The 19,927-nt window shown below is 67.2% G+C and carries 14 protein-coding genes; 13 read left to right on the top strand and 1 reads right to left on the bottom strand.

The features are described from left to right. Positions 1 to 40 precede the first annotated feature (40 nt). The 6 genes from KY493_RS06640 (at position 41) to KY493_RS06615 (ending at position 10,766) form a co-directional block, all read left to right on the top strand. Positions 41 to 2,971, top strand: a complete 2,931-nt coding sequence (locus KY493_RS06640; protein ID WP_255568085.1) for a TonB-dependent receptor domain-containing protein — start codon at positions 41 to 43, stop codon at positions 2,969 to 2,971. A 76-nt stretch (positions 2,972 to 3,047) separates the two neighbouring features. Continuing rightward, the gene (locus KY493_RS06635) at positions 3,048 to 4,532 is read left to right on the top strand and encodes a glucoamylase family protein (RefSeq protein ID WP_219898161.1); all 1,485 of its coding nucleotides are present in this window, start codon (positions 3,048 to 3,050) and stop codon (positions 4,530 to 4,532) included. Then, positions 4,529 to 5,803, top strand: a complete 1,275-nt coding sequence (locus tag KY493_RS06630; RefSeq protein ID WP_255568084.1) for a sugar ABC transporter substrate-binding protein — start codon at positions 4,529 to 4,531, stop codon at positions 5,801 to 5,803. The genes KY493_RS06635 and KY493_RS06630 overlap by 4 nt, the downstream gene beginning before the upstream one ends. Further along, on the top strand, positions 5,800 to 6,738 hold the full coding sequence (locus KY493_RS06625) for a carbohydrate ABC transporter permease (RefSeq protein ID WP_219898160.1): 939 nt from the start codon (positions 5,800 to 5,802) through the stop codon (positions 6,736 to 6,738). The genes KY493_RS06630 and KY493_RS06625 overlap by 4 nt, the downstream gene beginning before the upstream one ends. Next, positions 6,735 to 7,550, top strand: coding sequence for a carbohydrate ABC transporter permease (locus tag KY493_RS06620; RefSeq protein ID WP_219898159.1), 816 nt, complete (start codon positions 6,735 to 6,737; stop codon positions 7,548 to 7,550). Before KY493_RS06625 ends, KY493_RS06620 begins: the two co-directional genes overlap by 4 nt. Positions 7,551 to 7,568: 18 nt before the next feature. Next, positions 7,569 to 10,766, top strand: coding sequence for a discoidin domain-containing protein (locus KY493_RS06615; RefSeq protein ID WP_219898158.1), 3,198 nt, complete (start codon positions 7,569 to 7,571; stop codon positions 10,764 to 10,766). Positions 10,767 to 10,920: 154 nt separating this feature from the next. Here the strand turns inward: KY493_RS06615 and KY493_RS06610 are convergent, their stop codons facing one another. Continuing rightward, positions 10,921 to 12,012, bottom strand: a complete 1,092-nt coding sequence (locus tag KY493_RS06610) for an ABC transporter ATP-binding protein (protein WP_219898157.1) — start codon at positions 12,010 to 12,012, stop codon at positions 10,921 to 10,923. A gap of 276 nt (positions 12,013 to 12,288) precedes the next feature. Between KY493_RS06610 and KY493_RS06605 the strand changes: the two genes are divergently transcribed. The 7 genes from KY493_RS06605 to KY493_RS06575 all read left to right on the top strand — a co-directional run bounded on the left by KY493_RS06605 (position 12,289) and on the right by KY493_RS06575 (position 19,885). Further along, on the top strand, positions 12,289 to 13,791 hold the full coding sequence (locus KY493_RS06605) for a CoA-acylating methylmalonate-semialdehyde dehydrogenase (RefSeq protein WP_219898156.1): 1,503 nt from the start codon (positions 12,289 to 12,291) through the stop codon (positions 13,789 to 13,791). A 147-nt stretch (positions 13,792 to 13,938) separates the two neighbouring features. Continuing rightward, on the top strand, positions 13,939 to 15,078 hold the full coding sequence (locus KY493_RS06600; protein ID WP_219898155.1) for an isobutyryl-CoA dehydrogenase: 1,140 nt from the start codon (positions 13,939 to 13,941) through the stop codon (positions 15,076 to 15,078). Further along, positions 15,075 to 16,148: an enoyl-CoA hydratase/isomerase family protein gene (locus tag KY493_RS06595; protein ID WP_219898154.1), complete on the top strand. Its 1,074-nt coding sequence runs from the start codon at positions 15,075 to 15,077 to the stop codon at positions 16,146 to 16,148. Before KY493_RS06600 ends, KY493_RS06595 begins: the two co-directional genes overlap by 4 nt. 24 nt (positions 16,149 to 16,172) lie before the next feature. Further along, positions 16,173 to 16,928 carry a class I SAM-dependent methyltransferase gene (locus KY493_RS06590; RefSeq protein ID WP_219898153.1) on the top strand — a complete coding sequence of 252 codons (756 nt, stop codon included), beginning with the start codon at positions 16,173 to 16,175 and terminating at the stop codon, positions 16,926 to 16,928. Between the two features lie 36 nt (positions 16,929 to 16,964). Then, the gene (mmsB, locus tag KY493_RS06585; RefSeq protein WP_219898152.1) at positions 16,965 to 17,870 is read left to right on the top strand and encodes a 3-hydroxyisobutyrate dehydrogenase; all 906 of its coding nucleotides are present in this window, start codon (positions 16,965 to 16,967) and stop codon (positions 17,868 to 17,870) included. Continuing rightward, positions 17,867 to 18,652 carry an enoyl-CoA hydratase gene (locus KY493_RS06580; protein ID WP_219898151.1) on the top strand — a complete coding sequence of 262 codons (786 nt, stop codon included), beginning with the start codon at positions 17,867 to 17,869 and terminating at the stop codon, positions 18,650 to 18,652. Before mmsB ends, KY493_RS06580 begins: the two co-directional genes overlap by 4 nt. Positions 18,653 to 18,658: 6 nt before the next feature. Next, positions 18,659 to 19,885 carry a TCR/Tet family MFS transporter gene (locus tag KY493_RS06575; protein ID WP_219898150.1) on the top strand — a complete coding sequence of 409 codons (1,227 nt, stop codon included), beginning with the start codon at positions 18,659 to 18,661 and terminating at the stop codon, positions 19,883 to 19,885. Positions 19,886 to 19,927 lie beyond the last annotated feature (42 nt).

Below are 19,927 nucleotides of genomic sequence, written 5' to 3'. Positions count from 1 at the left end.
GCTGGCCCTCTCCGTCGGCCTGCTCAGCGCCGGCGGGGCCATGGCGCAGACCGCGACGTCGACTATCCGAGGTTCCATCGCGGATGGCGGCGCGCCAGAGGCCGGCGCAACTGTGGTGGCGCGCGAGACGTCCACCGGCTTCACGACCCGCACGACGGCCAATGCGTCGGGCGGCTATGTGCTGTCAGGCTTGCGCCCCGGCACCTATGAAATCACCGCAACGGCCCCGGACGGCGGCGTCGCCACGGATACGGTCACGATCGGCGTGGGACAGGTAGGCGATCTCGATCTGGCGATCGGCGCTGCGATAACGGCTGATGCGGGCGAGAGCACGGTGGAGGACGTGGTGGTCGTCGGCCGCCGGCTGGCCGAAGTCCGCACGCCTGAGAACGCCACCAATGTCACCACGCAGCAGATCCAGACCCTGCCGCAGATCAACCGCAACTTCCTGAACTTCGCCGCGCTGGCGCCCGGCGTGCGCTTGTCGCAGAGCGAGACGGAGCAGACCATCACCGCCGGTGGCCAGCGCGCCGAATCCGTCAACGCCTTCATTGACGGCGCCAGCCTGAAGTCCAACGTCATCGGCGGCGGCATCGCGGGCCAGGACGACAGTCGCGGCAATCCCTTCCCGCAGGGCTCTATCCAGGAGTTCCGCGTCGTAAGCCAGAACTTCAAGGCCGAGTACGAGCAGGCCTCCTCAGCGATCATCACCGCCGTCACCCGCTCGGGCACCAACGAGTTCCACGGCGAAGTGTTCGGCCAGTATCGCGACGAAAGCTTCATCGCTCAGGACGAGTTCGCCGAGCGGCGCGGAGATGAAAAGGCGGATTTGGAGGTGCGCCAGTATGGCGCCGCTCTGGGCGGTCCAATCATCCAGGATCGCCTGCACTTCTTCGTGAACTACGAGCGCAAGGAGGAGCAGCGCGCCGCCCAGGTGAACTTGGGGCGGCAGAATCCAGAATACGTCAGCCGGTTCGACGAATACATCGGCACTTTCGCCACCCCGTTCGAAGAAGACCTGATCTTCGGAAAGCTGAGCTTTCAGCCTGCGGACGGTCACCTGATCGACCTCAGCGTCACCTATCGCGATGAGGCGGACACCACGGGGGTTGGCGGCGCAAATACCTTTGAGCGCGCCAGCGGCCTGCGCCAGACTACTAAGAGCGGCAACCTGCGCTATCAGTGGCAGGGGGCGGGTTTTCTAAACGAGTTCGCGGTCGATTACCGCGACTACAACTACAACCCGACCGCAGCCAACTTCGATCTGCCTGGAGCCAGCTACCGCATTTTTGAGGGTCCTTATGATCCGTTTGGCGGGGTGGCCATCGTAAACATCGGCGGCGCCAACAGCCGACAGGACATCACGGACGAAGCCCTGACCTTCCGCAACGATCTGACTTTCACGGATGTGGAGTTCCGCGGCTTTCATACGATCAAGGTGGGGGCAAAATTTTCCAAGCAGACATACAACGTGGAGAAAGAATTCGGGCGCAATCCCCAGTTCTTTTATGACTTGAACGGCGTTGCCAGCGGTGACGATGACGTGCCGTACCGTGTCGAACTGGGCAATGAGTTTCCGACCATAGACCTGACCAACAACGTCTATGGCCTGTATATCCAGGATGACTGGCGGATCACCGACAAGCTCGAATTGAACCTTGGGCTGCGGTGGGACTATGAAGACAATTTCAATAATGCGGACTACGTCACGCCTCAGTCGGTTGTCACCGGACTGAACCAATGGATCGCGTCTACCGACGGAGGGAAACCGGCCGGGTATGCCCCAAGCTGGTTCAACATCAACGACTATATCGGCAGCGGTGACCGCGAGCCCTTTACCGACGCCTTCCAGCCGCGCTTCGGGTTCTCGTATGACATCTTCGGCGACCGCTCGACCGTGATCTTCGGCGGCGCCGGTCGGTATTATGATCGGGTGCAGTTCAATTTTGCATTTGACGAGCTGGCCAAGCCTTTCGACTTCTCTCAGAACGTCTTCTTCTCGACGACGGGCCGACCGGCCGGCGTGGCCGATGGCACCCCGACGGACCCGGTGCGCTGGAATCCCGTTTACGCGACGACGGACGGATTGGACGCCCTGTTGGCCGGCTTCCCCGCCAAGGGCGAGGCGTTCCTGCTGAAGAACGACTTCGAGCCGCCGCGCACCGACCAGTTCAACCTGGGCGTCCGCCAGCGCGTTGGCGAGTGGCAGACCGAGTTCACCCTGGCCTACGGCAAGACGGAGAACGAGTTCACCTGGCAATATCTGAACCGTTGTCGCGAACCGTCCTATGGCAACGACGACGGCGGCTTCGGCGACAACGGCGGCTTCTGTTCTCCCGGCGCGGCCAACCCTTACCGCTCTTACCTGGTGTCCGACCACAACAAGGAGCGTGAGTTTACCGCCCTCTATGTCAAGTTGGACAAGCCCTACACGGCTGATTCAGGTTGGGGCCTGAACGTTGCCTACACCCTGTCGAAAGCTGAGCAGAACGGCGGCGCCGACAACTTCTGCTTTGATTGCTTCTCGGTGGAGAGCTCGCCGATGCGGCCGTCGGGCAACGACGAGCGTCACCGCATCGTGGCCAACGGCATCATCGACCTGCCATTGGATTTCCGTTTGTCCGGTATCCTGACGCTAGGCTCGGGCACGCCGTATGACGTCTTTGACGGGCGGGGCTCACAGTTTTATTATCGACCCAACGCGGGCCGTCCCGAGCGGGAGCAGTTCTTCCTGCCGGACGCCTTTGCCTACCGGAATCTGGACCTAAGGCTGACCAAGAACTTCCAGGTCTTCGACGGGCAGCAGGTCGAGGTGTTCGTGGACGCGATCAACGTGTTCAACTTCAGCAACTTCACAGGCTACGACGGGGGAACGGGATCGGCTGCCAGCCCCAACGCCAACTTCGGTCGGCCAAGCGGAGTGCTGTTCCCGACCCGGACGTTCCAGGTGGGCGCCCGCTACTCGTTCTGATCTCCCTGGTTTGGCCGCCTCTCGCATCGAGCGGGAGGCGGTCGCTTCTTTTCTGCCCTGTACTGCGTGAGGCGCCATGAACCGTCGAGACCTTCTGATGCAGACCACGGCGGGTGCGGCGGCTCTGGCGGTGGGGGCGCCGGGCGTGGCGTCGGCTCAAGCCACGCCGTCGCCGACGCGCGCTGTCGTGGCGGATCCGGTCAACGGCACCGGGCGCCGGCCGCTCAGGCTGGATCGTGAGATCGACCAACTTCAGGAGCGGACCTTTCGCTGGTTCGCCCATGTGACGGACAAGCGCACGGGGCTGACGCCGGACCGCTGGCCGACGAAATCCTTTTGCTCGGTGGCGGCGGTGGGGTTCGCGCTGACCTGCTGGCCGGTGGGGGTGGAGCGCGGCTGGATGAGCCGGGCGGAGGCGCGCGAGCGCACGCTGAACACCCTGCGCTTCTTCGCCGCCCTGCCGCAGGGGCCGGAGGCGTCCGGCACGGCGGGTTACAAGGGCTTCTTCTATCACTTCCTGGACATGGAAGCCGGGCTTCGGTTCGCAACGAACGAGCTGTCGACGGTGGATACGGCGCTGCTGCTCGCCGGCATGCTGTTCGCCGCCCGCTACTTCGACGGTCGCGATCCGGCCGAGGCGGAGATCCGGGAGAAGGCGCAGTTCCTGTATGAGCGGGTCGAATGGCCCTGGGCCGTGGTGCGGCCGAACCGCATCAGCATGGGCTGGCATCCGGAGACCGGATTCATCCCCTCGGACTGGTTCGTCTACAACGAAGGCATGCTGATCCTGCTCTTGGCGATGGGCAGCCCGACGCATCCGCTGGACGCGGGGGTGTGGCACGAATGGGCGTATGGCTACGACAAGAGCTGGACCGAACGTTGGGGCAGCTGGCACCTGGAGTTCGCCCCGATCTTCGGCCACCAGTACAGCCACATGTTTGTGGATTTCCGCGGCGTCCAGGACGCTTGGATGCGGGGCCAGTCATCGCTGCGGGACGAGCGGCTCGACTATTTCGAGAACAGCCGCCGCGCCGTCTACGCCCAGCAGAAGTACGCCCATGACAATCCCGGCGGCTGGGCGGGCTATTCGTCCGAGGTATGGGGACTGACCGCCTGCGACGGACCTGGGGACTTCAAGCAGACCATCGACGGCAAGGAGCGGGAGTTCTTCTCCTACTCCGCGCGCGGTCCGGGCGACCGGGACGACGGGACGATGGCGCCAACGGCGGCCGCAGGCTCCATCGCCTTTGCGCCCGAGATCGTCGTGCCCTGCATCAAGGCGATCAAGGCGCGTTATGGGGCCGGCCTCTATACCCAGTGGGGCTTCCTCGACAGCTTCAATCCGACGCTGACGGTGCGGGACGGGCCGCTTCAGCACGGCAGGATCGTGGACGGGATCGGCTGGGTTGACGGCGATTATCTCGGCATCGACCAGGGCCCGATCGTCATCATGACCGAGAACCACCGCTCCGACTTCGTGTGGCGCCACATGCGCGGCGAGCCGAACATCCGGCGCGGGCTGGAGGTCGCAGGCTTCACCGGCGGATATCTCGGAACGTGACGGGTGCAGCGCGCCCGCATCGTCGTCACGCGCTTGGCCTGATGGCGGCGGGCGCGGCGACGGCGTGCGCGCCGAGACCGGCGGGCGAGACCCGCCTGCGCTTCTGGGCCATGGGCAACGAAGGCGGCCAGGTTCCGAACCTGATGCCCGAGTTCGAGCGCCGAAACCCCGGCGTGCGGGTGGAGGTGCAGGCCATCCCCTGGACCGCCGCGCATGAAAAGCTGCTGACGGCCTATGCCGGGTCGTCGCTGCCGGACGTCAGCCAGATCGGCAACACCTGGGTCGCGGAACTGACCGCCATCGGAGCCTTGTCGCCGACGCCGCCCGCCGCAGGCGACCTGCTGACCGACCAGTTTCCGGCGGTGCTGGACACCAACCGCATCGGCGGCCGGGCCATGACGACGCCGTGGTATGTGGACACCCGGCTGATCTTCTACCGCACCGACCTGCTGCGCCGCGCGGGGTTCGAGGCGCCGCCGCAGACCTGGGCCGAGTGGAAGCGGTCGATGCACGCGGTGAAGCGGGTCGCGGGCGGCGACGCCTATGCGATCCTGTTGCCGCTGAACGAGTTCGAGCAGCTTCTGACCTTCGGCCTTCAGCAGTCGGAGCCGATGCTGCGCGACCGCGACACGCGCGGAAACTTCTCCAGCCCCGGCTTCGTCTCGGCGCTCGCCTTCTACAAGAGCCTGTTCGACGAGGGGTTGGCGCCGCTGGCGTCGTCGACGCAGATATCGAACGTCTGGACCGAATTCGCGCGCGGCTGGTTCAGCTTCTACTTTTCCGGGCCGTGGAGCGTGGGCGACTTCCGCTCGCGCCTGCCCGAGAGCTTCCAGCCGAATTGGGCGACCGCCGGCGTGCCGGGGCCGCAGGGGCTGGGCGCCTCGGCGCCGGGCGGCTCCAGCCTGGCTGTGTTCCGCTCCTCTCCGCATCAGGAGGCGGCCTGGGCCTTGGTGCGCCATCTGTCGGAGCCGGCCGTGCAGCAGCGGTTCAACACCCTGGTCGGCGACCTGCCGGCGCGCCAGAGCGCCTGGAACACGCCGGCGATCGCGGGCGACGCTATGCTGACGCCGTTCCAGGGGCAACTCGGCCGCGCCAAGGCCGTGCCCAAGGTGCCCGAGTGGGAGCGGATCGTCACCGAGATGCAGATCGTGGCCGAGCGCATGGTGCGGGGCGAATACACGCCCGAGGCCGCGGGACGCGAAATCGACCGCCGCGCCGATCGTTTGCTGGAGAAGCGCCGCTGGATGCTGGAGACGGGGAGGGCGGCATGACCCTGACCGCGCCGGTTCCCACCACGCCGATCCGCCGGACGCAGGCCGGACGCACGCGCCGCGAGCGTGCGGCCTGGGGGTTCATCGCGCCGGCCATGATCGCGATCGGCCTGTTCTTCGCGCTGCCGGTGATCGCGGCGCTTTTGCTCAGCCTGACCGATTTCGACATCTATGCGCTGGCCGATCTCGGCAACCTGCGTTTCGTGGGCGCGCAGAATTATGAGCGACTGCTGACCAATCCGCTGTTCTGGGGCGCGATGAGGAACACGCTCTGGTTCAGCGTGCTGGGCGTGCCGCTGTCGATCGCGGCGTCGCTGCTGGCGGCGGTGATCCTGAACGATCGGATGGTGAAGTGGCGACCGATCTGGCGGGTGATGTTCTTTGCGCCCTATGTCACCACCCTGGTCGCCACGGCGGTGGTGTGGCGCTACCTGCTGCATACCCGTTACGGCGTGATCAACTGGGCGCTGGACGGGGTGGGCCTGCCCGCTGTGGACTGGCTCGGTCAGCCGTCGACCTCGATCCCGGCGATCCTGATGTTCGTTGTGTGGAAGATCTTTGGCTACAACATGCTGATCTTCCTGGCCGTGCTGCAGACCGTGCCTGACGACCTTTACGAGGCGGCCAAGATCGACGGCGCGGGACCGTGGGGCCGGTTCCGGCATGTGACGTTGCCGGCGATCGGCCCGACCATGCTGCTGGTCTCGATCATCTCCGTCGCCGGCTTCTTCCAGCTGTTCGCCGAGCCTTATGTGATGACGCAGGGCGGGCCGGCCCAAAGCACGGTGACGGTGCTCTACTTCATGTACGAAGAGGGCTTCAAATGGTGGAACCTCGGCTCCGCCTCCGCCGTCGCCTTTGTGCTGTTCCTGTGCATCCTGGCGGTGACGCTGGTGCAGCTGGCGGTCGCCCGGCGGATGGAGCGCGGCCGATGAAGGCCAGAACGATCCTGCTCAACCTCGCGGTCGCGATCATCGCCCTGATCGTGCTGTTCCCGCTGCTCTGGATGCTGTCCGTCAGCTTCATGCCGACGGGCGAAGCCGCGACCTTTCCGCCGCCGCTGGTCCCCTCGCGCTTCACGCTTGAGCACTACCAGGACTTGTTCCTCAACCAGGGCATGGGGCGCTATGTGCTGAACAGCGTGCTCCTAGCGACGCTGGCGACGGTCCTGGCGCTGCTGTTCACGGTTCCGGCTGGCTACGCCTTCGCCAAGCTGCGGTTCAGGGGACGCGAACGGCTGTTTCAGGTGCTGGTGGCGGCGCTGGTGGTGCCGGCCCAGATCGGGACCCTGCCGCTGTTCCTGATGCTGAAGAGCATGGGGCTGGTGAACACCCATGCGGGGGCGCTGGTGCCCTGGCTGGCGTCGATCTTTGGGCTTTTCCTGGTGCGCCAGTATGCGCTCAGCATTCCCGACGAGATGCTGGAAGCCGCTCGCGTGGACGGCGCCTCGGAGGGACAGATCTTCCGCCGCGTGGTGCTGCCGACACTTCAGCCTATCGTGGTGACCCTGGGCCTGTTCGTGTTCCTGGGCAGCTGGAACGATTTCCTGTGGCCGTTGATCGTGCTGACGGACCAGTCGAACTACACCCTGCCGGTCGCTCTAGCCGCCCTGTCACGCGAGCACGTGCAGGATGTGGAGCTGATGATGGCGGGTGCGGTGGTCACGGTCGCGCCCGTCCTGATCCTCTTTCTGGCCCTGCAACGCTACTACATCCGCGGCATGCTCGCGGGCAGCGTGAAGGGCTGAGCTTCTACGGAGACCGCCATGCGCGCCCTTCTTCTCGCCACGGCGGCGACGCTCGTCTTTGCGACCACCGCCGTCGCGCAGCAGGACGCGCGCGTGCTGGACGACATGAACGACGCCGAAAGGTGGGAGGCCAGCGCCTCGACCGACATCGTCTCGCGCCTGTCGTCAGTCGAGGGGCGGGAGGGGCGTGCGATCCGCCTCGACTACGACTTCACCGGCAAGGCCGGCTATGCGGTCGCCAGCCGAGCGTTGGCGTTTGATCTGCCCGACAACTACGAGGTCAGCTTCTGGGTGCGCGGGGAGGGGCCGGCCAACACCTTTGAGGTCAAGTTCACGGACGCCGAGGCCGAGAACGTCTGGTGGAAGCAGACCACACGCTACGATGCGCCGGACGGCTGGACCCGCTTCACCATTCGCCGCCGCCAGGTGTCAAAGGCCTGGGGGCCGAGCCCGGAGACGATCCTGCGGCGCGCCGAGCGGGTCGAGTTCGTGGTGGTCGCGGCCGAGAGCGGAAGAGGCGCGATCGAGATCGACCAACTGACCCTGCGGCCGCTGCCCGTGGATCCCGCCGTGCCGCCGCAGCCGATCGCCACCGACGGCGCCGCATCATCCACCGCGCCTCTTTCCGTGGATCTGAACTTGACGACCGCGTGGACGGCTCAGGCAGACGACGCTCCGGCCCTGACGCTGGACCTGGGCTACGAGCGGGAGTTCGGAGGCCTGACCTTGCGCTGGGCCGAACGCGGCGCGGCTTCCGACTACCGCATCAGCGCGTCGTCGGACGGGGAGACATGGCGAGCGCTGGCGTCCGTTGCCGGCAGCAACGGCGGCGTCGACTGGTTGCGCACCCCCGAAGCCTCGGCCCGCTGGCTGCGGCTCGAGCCCCGCGCCCTGGTCGCCGCCTCGGATGTCTCGGGCCAGGCGGGAGCGGGACAGCGGCTCGGCGTGACCGCTCCCACCGCCTTCGCCTTGAACGAGCTCGAGATCGAGCCGCTGAGCTTTGGCGAGGACCACACCGCCTTTCTCGAGGCCGTGGCCGAGGAGAACAGGCGGGGTCTCTATCCCCGTGGCTTCTTCGGAGAGCAGCCCTACTGGACGCTGGTCGGCGTGGACGGCGGCGGCGAAAGCGGCCTGATCAGCGAGGACGGAGCGATCGAACTGCGTCGCGGCGGGCCGAGCATGGAGCCTTTCGTGATCGACAACGGCCGGCTGGTCACCTGGGCGGACGTCCAGATCGCGCCGTCGCTTCTCGAGGATGATCTGCCGATCCCGAGCGTCAGGTGGAGCCACGACGACTGGACGCTGGACGTCACCGCCATGGCGGATGGAGCGCTCGGGACCGCCCAGCTTTATGGTCGCTATGTCCTGACCAACACCTCGCCACGGCCGATTGCCTTGACCCTGGCGTTGATGGGCCGGCCGATGCAGGTCAACGGGCCGGTACAGTTCCTGGCGGTGCCGGGCGGGGCCAGCCCGCTGCCGGGGATCGGCTGGGACGGATCGACCCTGAGCCTCGGCGAGGACTCGCGAGTGCGAATGCTGAGCGCGCCCAGCCAGGTGGTCGTCTCGAGCTTTGACGCCGGCGCCGATCCGCAATCGCTGCTGGCCTCGGCTCGGCCGGCCTCGGCGTCGATCGAGGACCCGACAGGCCTTCCCGCCGCAGCCGCCACGTTCGAGGTGACGCTGCAGCCGGGCGAAAGCCGCACCTTCGGCTGGGTCTCGCCCCTGGGCCAGGCGTCGGCCGACCTGCCGACGAGCGGCAGCATCGAGGCCGCGCTGGACACGGTGCGTGATCGCGTCGCCGCCGCTTGGCGCGCGCGGATAGATCGCGTTGACCTGATCCTGCCGCCGGAGGGGCAGCGGGTCGAGGACGTTCTGAAATCCTCGCTGGCTCACATGCTGATGAGCCGTCAGGGGCCGATCCTGCAGCCCGGTACGCGGTCCTACAATCGCTCCTGGATCCGCGACGGCGCCATGATGGCCGAAGGGTTGAACCGGCTGGGGCTGTCGGACCTGTCGGAAGACTATCTGCGCTGGTACGCGCCCTATCTGTTCGCCAACGGCAAGGTCCCGTGCTGCGTCGATGCACGGGGCGCCGATCCGGTGCCGGAGAACGACAGCCACGGCGAGTTCGTTTTCCTGGCGGCCGAGGCCTATCGCTACGGCGGCGACATCGAGCTGCTGCGCCAAGTCTGGCCCCAGGTGCAGGGCGCGATCCGCTACATGGACGAGCTGCGGGCATCGACTCGCACGGCCGAGTTCCAGTCGCCGGAGACGCGCCATCTCTACGGGCTGCTGCCGCCGACGATCAGCCATGAGGGCTATTCCGACAAGGCGGCCTATTCCTATTGGGACGACTTCTGGGGCCTGCGCGGCTATCGCGATGCGGTCTTCATCGCGGAGACGCTGGGCGACGTCGAAGCTGCACGGCGCATCGGCGCTTCCGAGCAGCAGTTCAAGACAGACATCCTGGCTTCCATCACGGCCACGGCCGCGTTCCATAACATCGACTGGATCGCGGGCGCGGCGGACCGGGGCGACTTCGACGCGACCTCGACCACCATCGGCCTGTCGCCCGGCGGCCTGCAGGAGGAGCTGCCGCAGGACCTGCTGAACGGCACCTTCGACAAGTGGTGGGCGAACTTCACCGCGCGTCAGGAAAACCGTCAGCCGTGGCGCGACTACACCCCCTATGAGCTGAGAAACGTCAGCGCCATGGTGCGGCTGGGTCGGCGCGAGGAGGCGTGGCGGGCGCTGGAGTTCTACTTCGCCGACGTTCGGCCGCGCGCCTGGAACGGCTGGGCCGAGGTGGTGGGCAGAGACCTGCGCGAGCCTCGCTTCATCGGCGACATGCCGCACGCCTGGATCAGCTCGGACTACATCCGCTCGGCGCTGGACCTGTTCGCCTATGAGCGCGACGACGGCGCCATGGTGCTGGCGGCCGGCGTGCCGGTGCGTTGGTTCGAGACGACGGAGGGCGTCGGCGTGGCGGGGCTGAGGACGCCCTACGGGGAGCTGACCTATCGGCTGCGCAAGGTGGGGCGCGACTATCGACTGGATTTCGCCGGCGAGGCGACCCCGCCGGGCGGCTTCGTTCTGCGCTGGCCGGAAGGCGAAGGGCGGCCGAGGTCGGTTCGCATCGACGGCCGTGCCGCGGCATGGAGGGGAGACGAACTGGCGATCCCGGCGGGCAGCAAGCGGGTGGTGCTTAGATAGCGCCGATCCACCTCCCCATCGCAGATGGGGAGGTGGCGCGAGGCGGAGCCTCGTGACGGAGGGGTCACCCGTCAGACGCACAGAAGCCCCTCCGTCTCGCCGGCTGTCGCCGCCGATCCACCTCCCCGCCGCTGCGCGGCAAGGAGGAGATGCTTCACGCCAGCCGTTTGAACGCCGTCCCGTCCGCGTCGAACAGGTGCGCCTGCTCCGCCGGGATGCGCAGGGTCAGGCGCTCGCCGGCCTGCGGTCTGGCGTCCCCGGGCAGCTGGACGGTCAGCGTCTCCGATCCGGCGGGATGGCTGAAATAGGCGTAGGTGGCGGCGCCCAGCGTCTCCACGAACAGCGCCTCGACCGACAGGCTGTCGCCTTCGCCGCCTAGCGTCAGATGCTCGGGACGAATTCCCAGGCTGACCGCATCACCGGCCACGGCGCGGCTGGCGTCGACGGCCACGTGCACCGCCTCGCCGCCGTCCAGCCGCACAAGAGCGCCGCTCGCCGTCGCCTGCTCGATCACGCCGGACAGCATGTTCATCTTCGGGCTGCCGATGAAGCCGGCGACGAACAGGTTGGCGGGGTGCTCGTACAGCTCCAGCGGCGCGCCGACCTGCTCGATCACGCCGCTTCGCAGCACCACGATGCGATCGGCCAGGGTCATGGCCTCGACCTGGTCGTGGGTGACGTAGATCATGGTCGTGCCCAGCGTCCGGTGCAGGCGCGCGAACTCGTAGCGCATCCTGACCCGCAAGGCGGCGTCCAGGTTGGACAGCGGCTCGTCGAACAGGAACACCTCGGGCTCGCGTACGATGGCGCGGCCGATGGCGACCCTCTGGCGCTGGCCGCCGGACAGGGCCTTGGGCTTGCGGTCCAGTTCGCCCGAGATGTTCAGAACCTCGGCGGCGGAGCGCACGCGGCGATCGATCTCGCCCTTGTCCGCCTTGGCCAGCTTCAGGCCGAAGGCCATGTTCTCGTACACCGTCATGTGCGGGTAGAGCGCATAGGACTGGAACACCATGGCGATGCCTCGCTCGGCCGGCTCGGCGTCATTGACGCGGCGTCCGCCGATGGCGATCTCGCCCGCGTCGGCCGTCTCCAGCCCCGCGATGGTGCGCAAGAGGGTGGACTTGCCACAGCCGGATGGGCCCACGAAGACCACGAACTCGCCGTCCGCTATCGCCAGATCCAAGCCCTTCAGCACGGGCGCGCCGCCGAAATGCTTCCTGATGCCCGTAAGCTGGACGTCCGCCATCTGAGTGTCACCCGCGCTGAGATGGCGGCACTGTAAGCGGTTACATTCGTCGGACAAGTCGGCTCCGCCGCCAAGGGACGCCCGTCCTGGCGGGATCGGCGCGCGCGAGCAGCCAAGGTGTCGATACGGGGTCGTGGCTGATCGCCAAAAGTCGGATGTCCGACCGAAACTTGCGCGTTCGACCCATTTGCCGGTCGTCTTTGAAATGGGCGAGGGCGGCGGATGCCGCTATGGTCGGCGGAACCACCGGAAACCGGGACATAAGGAAACGCTTTCATGCGAGACATCCGCCACTTCATCGACGGCTCGGCCTTCGACGGCTCAAGCGGCCGGTTTTCCGACGTGTTCGACCCCAACAGCGGCGAGGTTCAGGCCCGGGTGCAGCTGGCCAGCGCGGGCGAGGTCGATCGCGCCGTGCAGGCGGCGCAGAACGCTTTCGAAGGCTGGGCCTCGACCAATCCGCAGCGTCGCGCGCGGGTGATGTTCGAGTTCAAGCGCCTGGTCGAGGCGAACATGAACGAGCTTGCCGAGATGCTGTCGGGCGAGCACGGCAAGGTCATCGCCGACTCCAAGGGCGACATCCAGCGCGGGCTTGAGGTCATCGAGTTCGCCTGCGGCATCCCGCACGCGCTGAAGGGCGAATACACCCAAGGCGCCGGACCCGGCATCGACGTCTACTCCATGCGCCAGCCGCTGGGCGTGGTGGCCGGCATCACCCCGTTCAACTTCCCCGCCATGATCCCGATGTGGATGTTCGGCGTGGCCATCGCGGTCGGCAACACCTTTGTGCTGAAGCCGTCGGAGCGAGACCCGTCCGTGCCGGTGCGGCTGGCCGAGCTGATGCTGGAGGCCGGCGCGCCGAACGGCGTTCTGAACGTGGTGCACGGCGACAAGACGGCGGTGGACGCCATCCTGACCCATCCGCTGGTGCACGCCGTCAGCTTCGTCGGCTCGTCCGATATCGCCCACTATGTCTATCAGACCGGTGCGGCCAACCATAAGCGCGTGCAGGCCATGGGCGGGGCCAAGAACCACGGCATCGTCCTGCCTGACGCCGACATGGACCAGGTGGTCAAGGACCTGAGCGGCGCGGCCTTCGGCTCGGCCGGCGAACGCTGCATGGCCCTGCCCGTCGTCGTGCCGGTGGGCCAGCGCACGGCCGACGAACTGCGCGAGCGCCTGGTGGACGAGATCCCGCGTCTGAAGGTCGGCGTCTCGACCGACGCCGAGGCTCACTACGGGCCGGTCGTGACCCAGGCGCACAAGGAACGGGTGCTGGGGTGGATCGGCAAGGGCGTCGAGGAAGGCGCCGAACTGGTCGTTGATGGCCGAGATTTCAGCCTGCAGGGGCATGAGAAGGGCTATTTCATCGGCCCGTCGCTGTTCGACCGGGTGACGCCCGAGATGGAAAGCTACCGCGAGGAGATCTTCGGCCCCGTGCTGCAGATCGTGCGCGCCGAAAGCTTCGAAGAGGCGCTGGCCCTGCCGTCACAGCATCAGTACGGCAACGGCGTCGCCATCTTCACCCAGAACGGCCGCGCGGCGCGCGATTTCGCCGCCCGTGTCAACGTCGGCATGGTCGGCATCAATGTGCCGATCCCGGTGCCGGTGGCCTATCACACCTTCGGCGGCTGGAAGCGGTCCGCGTTCGGCGACATCAACCAGCACGGCATGGAGGGCGTCCGCTTCTGGACCAAGACCAAGACCGTGACGGCGCGCTGGCCCGACAGTGCGCTGGAACACGCCGACAGCTCATTCGTCATTCCGACGATGCGCTGACGCAAACCGCCCCGTCACCCTCGGGCTTGACCCGAGGGCCGGACTGTCCGCCGCCCATGCGACCCGGCGGACGCACAGCCGCTCTGCCTCCGATACTCGGGTCAAGCCCCAGGATGACGGGGAAGGGCGGAAGGAGTGAGCAGACGAATGGACTTCGCCCTTTCAGACGACCAGCGCGCGATCCAGGAGGCGGCGCGCGCCTTCTCCGACGCCGAGTTGGCGCCGAACTCCGCCCGGTGGGATGAGGAGAAGCACTTTCCCGTCGACGTCATGCGGCGGGCGGCCGAGATGGGCTTTTGCGGCATCTACGCCGCCGAAGAGCATGGCGGCATGGCGCTGGGCCGCGTCGATGCAGCCCTGATCTTCGAGGAACTGTCGCGCGGAGACGTGACGACGGCGGCCTTTCTGTCGATCCACAACATGGTGACATGGGTGATCGATCGCTTTGGTTCGGAAGAGCTGCGGACGCGCTTCGTGCCGTCCCTGGTGACGATGGACAAGATCGCCAGCTATTGCCTGACCGAGCCCGGCTCGGGGTCCGATGCGGCGGCCCTGCGAACCACGGCGATCCGCGACGGCGACCACTATGTGCTGAACGGGTCCAAGGCCTTCATCTCGGGCGCGGGCGTGTCGGATGTCTACGTCGTCATGGTCCGGACCGGCGGCGAAGGCCCCAAGGGCATCAGCGCGATCGTGGTGGAGAAGGACACGCCCGGCCTGTCCTTCGGCGCCAACGAGAAGAAGATGGGCTGGAACGCCCAGCCGACCGCCATCGTGCAATTCGACGACTGCCGCGTGCCGGCCGGGAACCTAGTGGGCGAAGAAGGGGCGGGCTTCCGCTACGCCATGGCGGGGCTGGACGGCGGACGGTTGAACATCGCCGCCTGTTCGCTGGGCGGGGCGCGACTGGCGCTGGAGACGGCGCAAGGCTATGTCGCCACGCGCAAGCAGTTCGGCAAGCCGATCGGCGAGTTCCAGGCGCTGCAGTTCCGTCTGGCGGACATGGCGACGGACCTTGAGGCGGCGCGGCTGATGGTGCTGCGTGGGGCGTGGGCCATCGACAACGATCATCCTGAGAAGACCAAATGGTGCGCCATGGCCAAGCGGATGGCCACGGACGCCTGCTTCCAGATCGCCGACGAGGCGCTGCAGTTGCACGGCGGCTATGGCTATCTGAAGGACTATCCGCTGGAGCGGATCGTGCGAGACCTGCGGGTCCACCGCATCCTGGAAGGCACCAATGAGGTCATGCGCATGATCGTGGCGCGGGAGCTGGCCAGAGGATGAGCGAAGCCGAAGTCCTGACGCGCGTCGAGAATGGTCTTGGCCGCATCACCCTGAACCGGCCCAAGGCGATCCACGCGCTGAACCGGTCGATGTGCGAGATCATGACGGAAGCCCTTCTGGCGTGGCGGGAGGACGATGCCGTCCTGTCGGTGCTGATCGACCATGCCGGCGAGCGCGGCTTCTGCGCCGGCGGCGATATCCGCATGATCGCCGAAAGCGGAGCGGGAGACGCCTCCGAGGCCAGGACCTTCTTTCTGGCCGAATACCGGCTGAACCACCTGATGTTCGAATACCCGAAGCCGATCGCCGCGATCGTGGACGGCATCGTCATGGGGGGCGGCGTCGGGATCTCGGAGCCTGCGGGCGTCCGGATCGCGACCGAGCGGACGACCTACGCCATGCCCGAGACGGGGATCGGCCTGTTCCCCGACGTGGGCGGCGGCTGGTTCCTGCCGCGCTTGCCAGGCCAGACCGGCGTCTGGCTGGCGCTGACGGGCGCACGGCTGAAGGCGGCGGATACGGTGGCGCTGGGCATCCACACCCACTTCATGACTGCGGAGAGCGTCGAACGCTTCAAGACCGATCTGGCCGATGCGCCGGGCGATCCGAAGTCGATCGCGGGTGGAAGGGCCGCGGACGCCGGTCCGGCGCCGCTCGCCGCTCACCGGGAAGCCATCGACGGGCTGTTCGCCTTTGACACGGTCGAGGAGATTGTCGCCGCGCTCGAGGCGGATGGTTCTGAATGGGCGCTGGCGCAACTGGCGACGCTTCGGACCAAGTCGCCGCAGTCGCTGAAGGTGACCCTGCGCCAGCTGCGCACCGGGGCGACGCTGAACAGCTTCGCCGACAACATGGCGATGGAGTACGCGCTGGGAGGGCGTGTGGTGCGCACGCACGACTTCCAGGAAGGCGTCCGCGCCGTGATCGTGGACAAGGATAACGCGCCGAAATGGTCGCCCGCGCGGCTGGAGGATGTCACCGACGCCGATCTGGGCGCCCTGTTCGCGCCTCTGCCAGACGACGAGGCGTGGACGCCGCTTGCGTCCGGCGCCGGTTCAGCGCGTAGCTAGGCCGAACCGTCTGGAGGGACACCGATGCTGAAGCCGCTTCTTCTCGCCGCCGCCTGCGCCGCCGTGCTGACGGGGTGCGCCACGTCCAGCATGACCGAGCCCACGCCGGCCATGACCGCCGCCTATGCCGCCGCCGTCGCCGACACCAAGCGCCCGGCGGAGGAGGTCGCGCGAGACCCGCTGCGGCATCCGGCCGAGATGCTGGCTTTCGCCCAGGTTCAGGCGGGGGATCGCATCGCCGATATCCGGCCGGGCGCGGGCTATTTCACCCGCCTGTTCGCTGACGTCGCCGGCGCGGAGGGGCGGGTCTACGCCTTTGTGCCCAATCGGACGGCGGCGCGGGAAAACGCACCGGCGGACGCGCTTGTCGCGGCCTATCCGAACGTGGCGCGCGTGAACGGCGAACTCGACACGATGCGGTTCGACCAGCCGCTGGACCTCGTGTTCATGAGCCAGGAGTACCACGACTTCCACATCCCGGGCTTTGGCGTGGACGTGGCGCGGATGAACCGGGCGGTGTTCGACGCCCTGAAGCCGGGCGGTCTGTTCGTCGTCATCGACCACTCGGGCGCGGCGGGCACAGGAATCAGCCAGGTCCAGAGCCTGCACCGGATCGAGGGCGCGCAGCTGCGCCGCGAGATCGAGGCCGCCGGCTTCGTCTTCGACGGCGAAAGCACGGCCGTGGCCAATCCAGCGGACGACCGCACGCTGAACGTCTTCGACGAGGCGATCCGCGGCCGCACCGACCAGTTCGTTTATCGGTTCCGCAAGCCGGGATAAACGCCGGCAGGATCAAAGGAAAAAGGAAACACCGGCATGACACGCATCGCCTTTATCGGCCTGGGCAACATGGGCGGCGGCATGGCCGCGAACCAGGCCAAGGCCGGTCACCAGGTCTCGGCCTTCGACCTTTCGGAAGCCGCCCTGGATCGGGCGGCCGGGGCCGGCTGCACGCGAGCGGCTTCGATCGCGGAGGCGGTTCGAGACGCCGAGGTGGTCATCACCATGCTGCCGGCCGGCCCGCACGTGCATCAGGTCTATGCCGAGCAGATCATCGGAGCGGCGCCCACCAGCGCCCTGCTGCTGGACTGTTCGACCATCGACGTGGAGACGGCGCGCAAGGTGGCGGGTCTGGCTCAGGCTGCGGGGTACGCCTTCGCCGACGCCCCGGTGTCGGGCGGCACCGCCGCGGCGGACGCGGGCACGCTGGCCTTCATGGTCGGCTGCGACGAAGCCGATTTCGCGCGCGTCGAGGCGGCGCTGGAGCCGATGAGCCGGATCACCATCCGTGCGGGCGACCACGGCGCGGGGCAGGCGGCCAAGATCTGCAACAACATGCTGCTGGGCATCTCCATGCTGGGGACCTGCGAGGCCATCGCGCTGGCGGAGAAGCTGGGGCTGGATCCCGACCGCTTCTTCGAGATCGCCTCCAAGTCGTCGGGACAGTGCTGGAGCGTGACCAGCTACTATCCCTGGCCCGGGCCTGTGCCGACGGCGCCGTCGAACCGCGATTATCAGGGCGGGTTCGCCTCCAACATGATGCTGAAGGACCTGAAGCTGGCCCAGGAGGCGGCGGCCAGGGCGAACGCCGCCACGCCGCTGGGCGCCCAGTCCGAGGCGCTCTACGCCATGTTCGCCGGCCTGGGTCATGGCGGGCGGGATTTCTCGGCCGTGCTGCAACTGCTGCGCGGCCGGCTGGCCGATCTGGAGACCACGGCGTGAGCGACACCTATTCCACCCTGCTGATCGACCGGCGCGACGAAGGTTATGCCGTTGTCACCCTGAACCGGCCGGAGGCGCTGAATGCGCTGAACTCGACCCTGTTCGGCGAGCTGGCGGCCTTCCTCGACAGCGTCGAGACCGACGACACGGTGCGCTGCCTGGTGCTGACCGGTTCGGCCAAGGCGTTCGCGGCCGGCGCCGATATCAAGGAGATGGCGGACCAGTCCTATGCCGACATGTTCAAGGGCAACTTCTTCGCCCTGGGCCATGACCGGATCACGCGGTTCAGAAAGCCGATCATCGCGGCGGTGTCCGGCTATGCGCTGGGAGGCGGATGCGAGCTGGCGATGCTGTGCGACTTCATCATCGCCTCTGAGACCGCCAGGTTCGGCCAGCCCGAGATCAACCTGGGCGTGGCGCCGGGTATCGGCGGCTCGCAGCGGCTGACGCGGCTGGTCGGCAAGTCCAAGGCCATGGACATGATCCTGACCGGCCGGATGATCGATGCGGCCGAGGCGGAGCGCGCCGGCTTGGTCAGCCGTGTCGTCGCGGCCGACGCCCTGCTGGACGAGGCTTGCGCCGCCGCCGCCAAGATCGCCGCGCAAAGTCCGCTGGCGGTGATGATGAACAAGGAAATGGTCAACGTCGCGCTGGAGACCACGTTGGCGGAAGGCGTGCGGTTCGAGCGGCGCCTGTTCCACTCGCTGTTCGCCTTCGAGGATCAGAAGGAGGGCATGTCGGCCTTTGTGGAGAAGCGCAAACCCAGCTTCTCCGGCCGCTGACGTCCCATGTCGATCGTGCCGCACAACCGGATGAAGGCGGCGGTCGGCTTTATCTTCGTGACGGCGGCGCTCGACATCGTCGCCATGGGGATCATCATCCCCGTGCTGCCGCAGCTGATCGAGGACTTCGTCGGCTCCAACGCGCGCGCCGGCATCATCAACGGGGTGTTCGTGGCCCTCTGGGCGGGGATGCAATTCGTCGCCTCGCCCATCATCGGCTCGCTGTCGGACCAGCATGGGCGACGACCGGTGATCCTGTTGAGCTGCGCGGGTCTGGCCTTGGACTATGTGCTGATGGCCTTGGCGCCGAACCTGTGGTGGCTGGCGCTGGGACGGATCGTGGCTGGGGTCACCTCGTCCAGCTTCACGACCATCTACGCCTATATGGCGGATGTGACGCCGCCGGAGGAGCGGGCGCGGGCCTATGGCCTGATCGGCGCGGCCTTCTCGGGCGGCTTCGTGCTGGGGCCGGTGATGGGCGGGCTGCTGGGCGAGATCGGGCCGCGCGCGCCGTTCTGGGCGGCGGCGGCGATGTCGGGCATCGCCTTCCTCTATGGCCTGTTCGTCCTGCCTGAGAGCCTGGCGCCGGAGAAGCGGATGCGCTTCAGCTGGCGGCGCGCCAATCCGGTGGGGGCGTTGACGCTGCTGGGGCGGCATCCGGAACTGAGCGGCCTGGCCGGCGTGACCTTTCTGCTGCATTTCGCTCACCACGTCTTTTCGGTCGTTTTCGTCCTCTACGCCCAGGCCCCATACGGCTGGGGTCCGATGGAGGTGGGGCTGCTGCTGGCCGGCGTCGGGGTGCTCGACATGGCGGTGCAGGGGCTGGTCGTCGGACGCGTGGTCAAGCGATTGGGGGATCGCGCGACCATGCTGGTCGGACTGATCGGCGGCACGATCGGGATCGCGCTGATGGGCTGGGCGACGACGCCGCTTCTGTTCATCCTGGCCATGGGGCCCAACGCGCTGTGGGGACTGGCGATGCCGACGCTGCAGTCGCTGATCACCCGCCAGGTGTCGGAAAGCGAACAGGGGCAGCTGCAGGGCGCGACCATGAGCGTGGCCTCCGTCGCCGGCGTCGCCTCGCCCCTGTTTTTTGGCTGGCTGTATTCGGTCTCCTCGCGGGTGGAGATCGGCCTCAGCTTCTATGTGGCGGCGGTCATCCTGCTTCTTGCGGCGGGTCTCGGCTGGATCACCGCCAGGCGTGCGGAACGGGCTGAACGCACGGCCGTTTGAGCGCCGAAGCTGCGCCTTGATGCGGCCTGAAAAGTCCGCAGA

The sequence above is a fragment of the Brevundimonas sp. PAMC22021 genome (genome assembly GCF_019443405.1).
Taxonomy (GTDB): Bacteria; Pseudomonadota; Alphaproteobacteria; order Caulobacterales; family Caulobacteraceae; genus Brevundimonas.
The sequence above is the reverse complement of the archived record's forward strand: the minus strand, read 5'-3'. Positions and strand labels throughout refer to the sequence as shown.

Excerpts from the sequence above, each read along its gene's own strand:
- KY493_RS06640 (WP_255568085.1), top strand. The coding sequence starts at position 41 with ATGGCGCAGACCGCGACGTCGACTATCCGAGGTTCCATCGCGGATGGC.
- KY493_RS06635 (WP_219898161.1), top strand. The coding sequence starts at position 3,048 with ATGAACCGTCGAGACCTTCTGATGCAGACCACGGCGGGTGCGGCGGCT.
- KY493_RS06625 (WP_219898160.1), top strand. The coding sequence starts at position 5,800 with ATGACCCTGACCGCGCCGGTTCCCACCACGCCGATCCGCCGGACGCAG.
- KY493_RS06620 (WP_219898159.1), top strand. The coding sequence starts at position 6,735 with ATGAAGGCCAGAACGATCCTGCTCAACCTCGCGGTCGCGATCATCGCC.
- KY493_RS06615 (WP_219898158.1), top strand. The coding sequence starts at position 7,569 with ATGCGCGCCCTTCTTCTCGCCACGGCGGCGACGCTCGTCTTTGCGACC.
- KY493_RS06610 (WP_219898157.1), bottom strand. The coding sequence starts at position 12,012 with ATGGCGGACGTCCAGCTTACGGGCATCAGGAAGCATTTCGGCGGCGCG.
- KY493_RS06605 (WP_219898156.1), top strand. The coding sequence starts at position 12,289 with ATGCGAGACATCCGCCACTTCATCGACGGCTCGGCCTTCGACGGCTCA.
- KY493_RS06600 (WP_219898155.1), top strand. The coding sequence starts at position 13,939 with ATGGACTTCGCCCTTTCAGACGACCAGCGCGCGATCCAGGAGGCGGCG.
- KY493_RS06595 (WP_219898154.1), top strand. The coding sequence starts at position 15,075 with ATGAGCGAAGCCGAAGTCCTGACGCGCGTCGAGAATGGTCTTGGCCGC.
- KY493_RS06590 (WP_219898153.1), top strand. The coding sequence starts at position 16,173 with ATGCTGAAGCCGCTTCTTCTCGCCGCCGCCTGCGCCGCCGTGCTGACG.
- mmsB (WP_219898152.1), top strand. The coding sequence starts at position 16,965 with ATGACACGCATCGCCTTTATCGGCCTGGGCAACATGGGCGGCGGCATG.
- KY493_RS06575 (WP_219898150.1), top strand. The coding sequence starts at position 18,659 with ATGTCGATCGTGCCGCACAACCGGATGAAGGCGGCGGTCGGCTTTATC.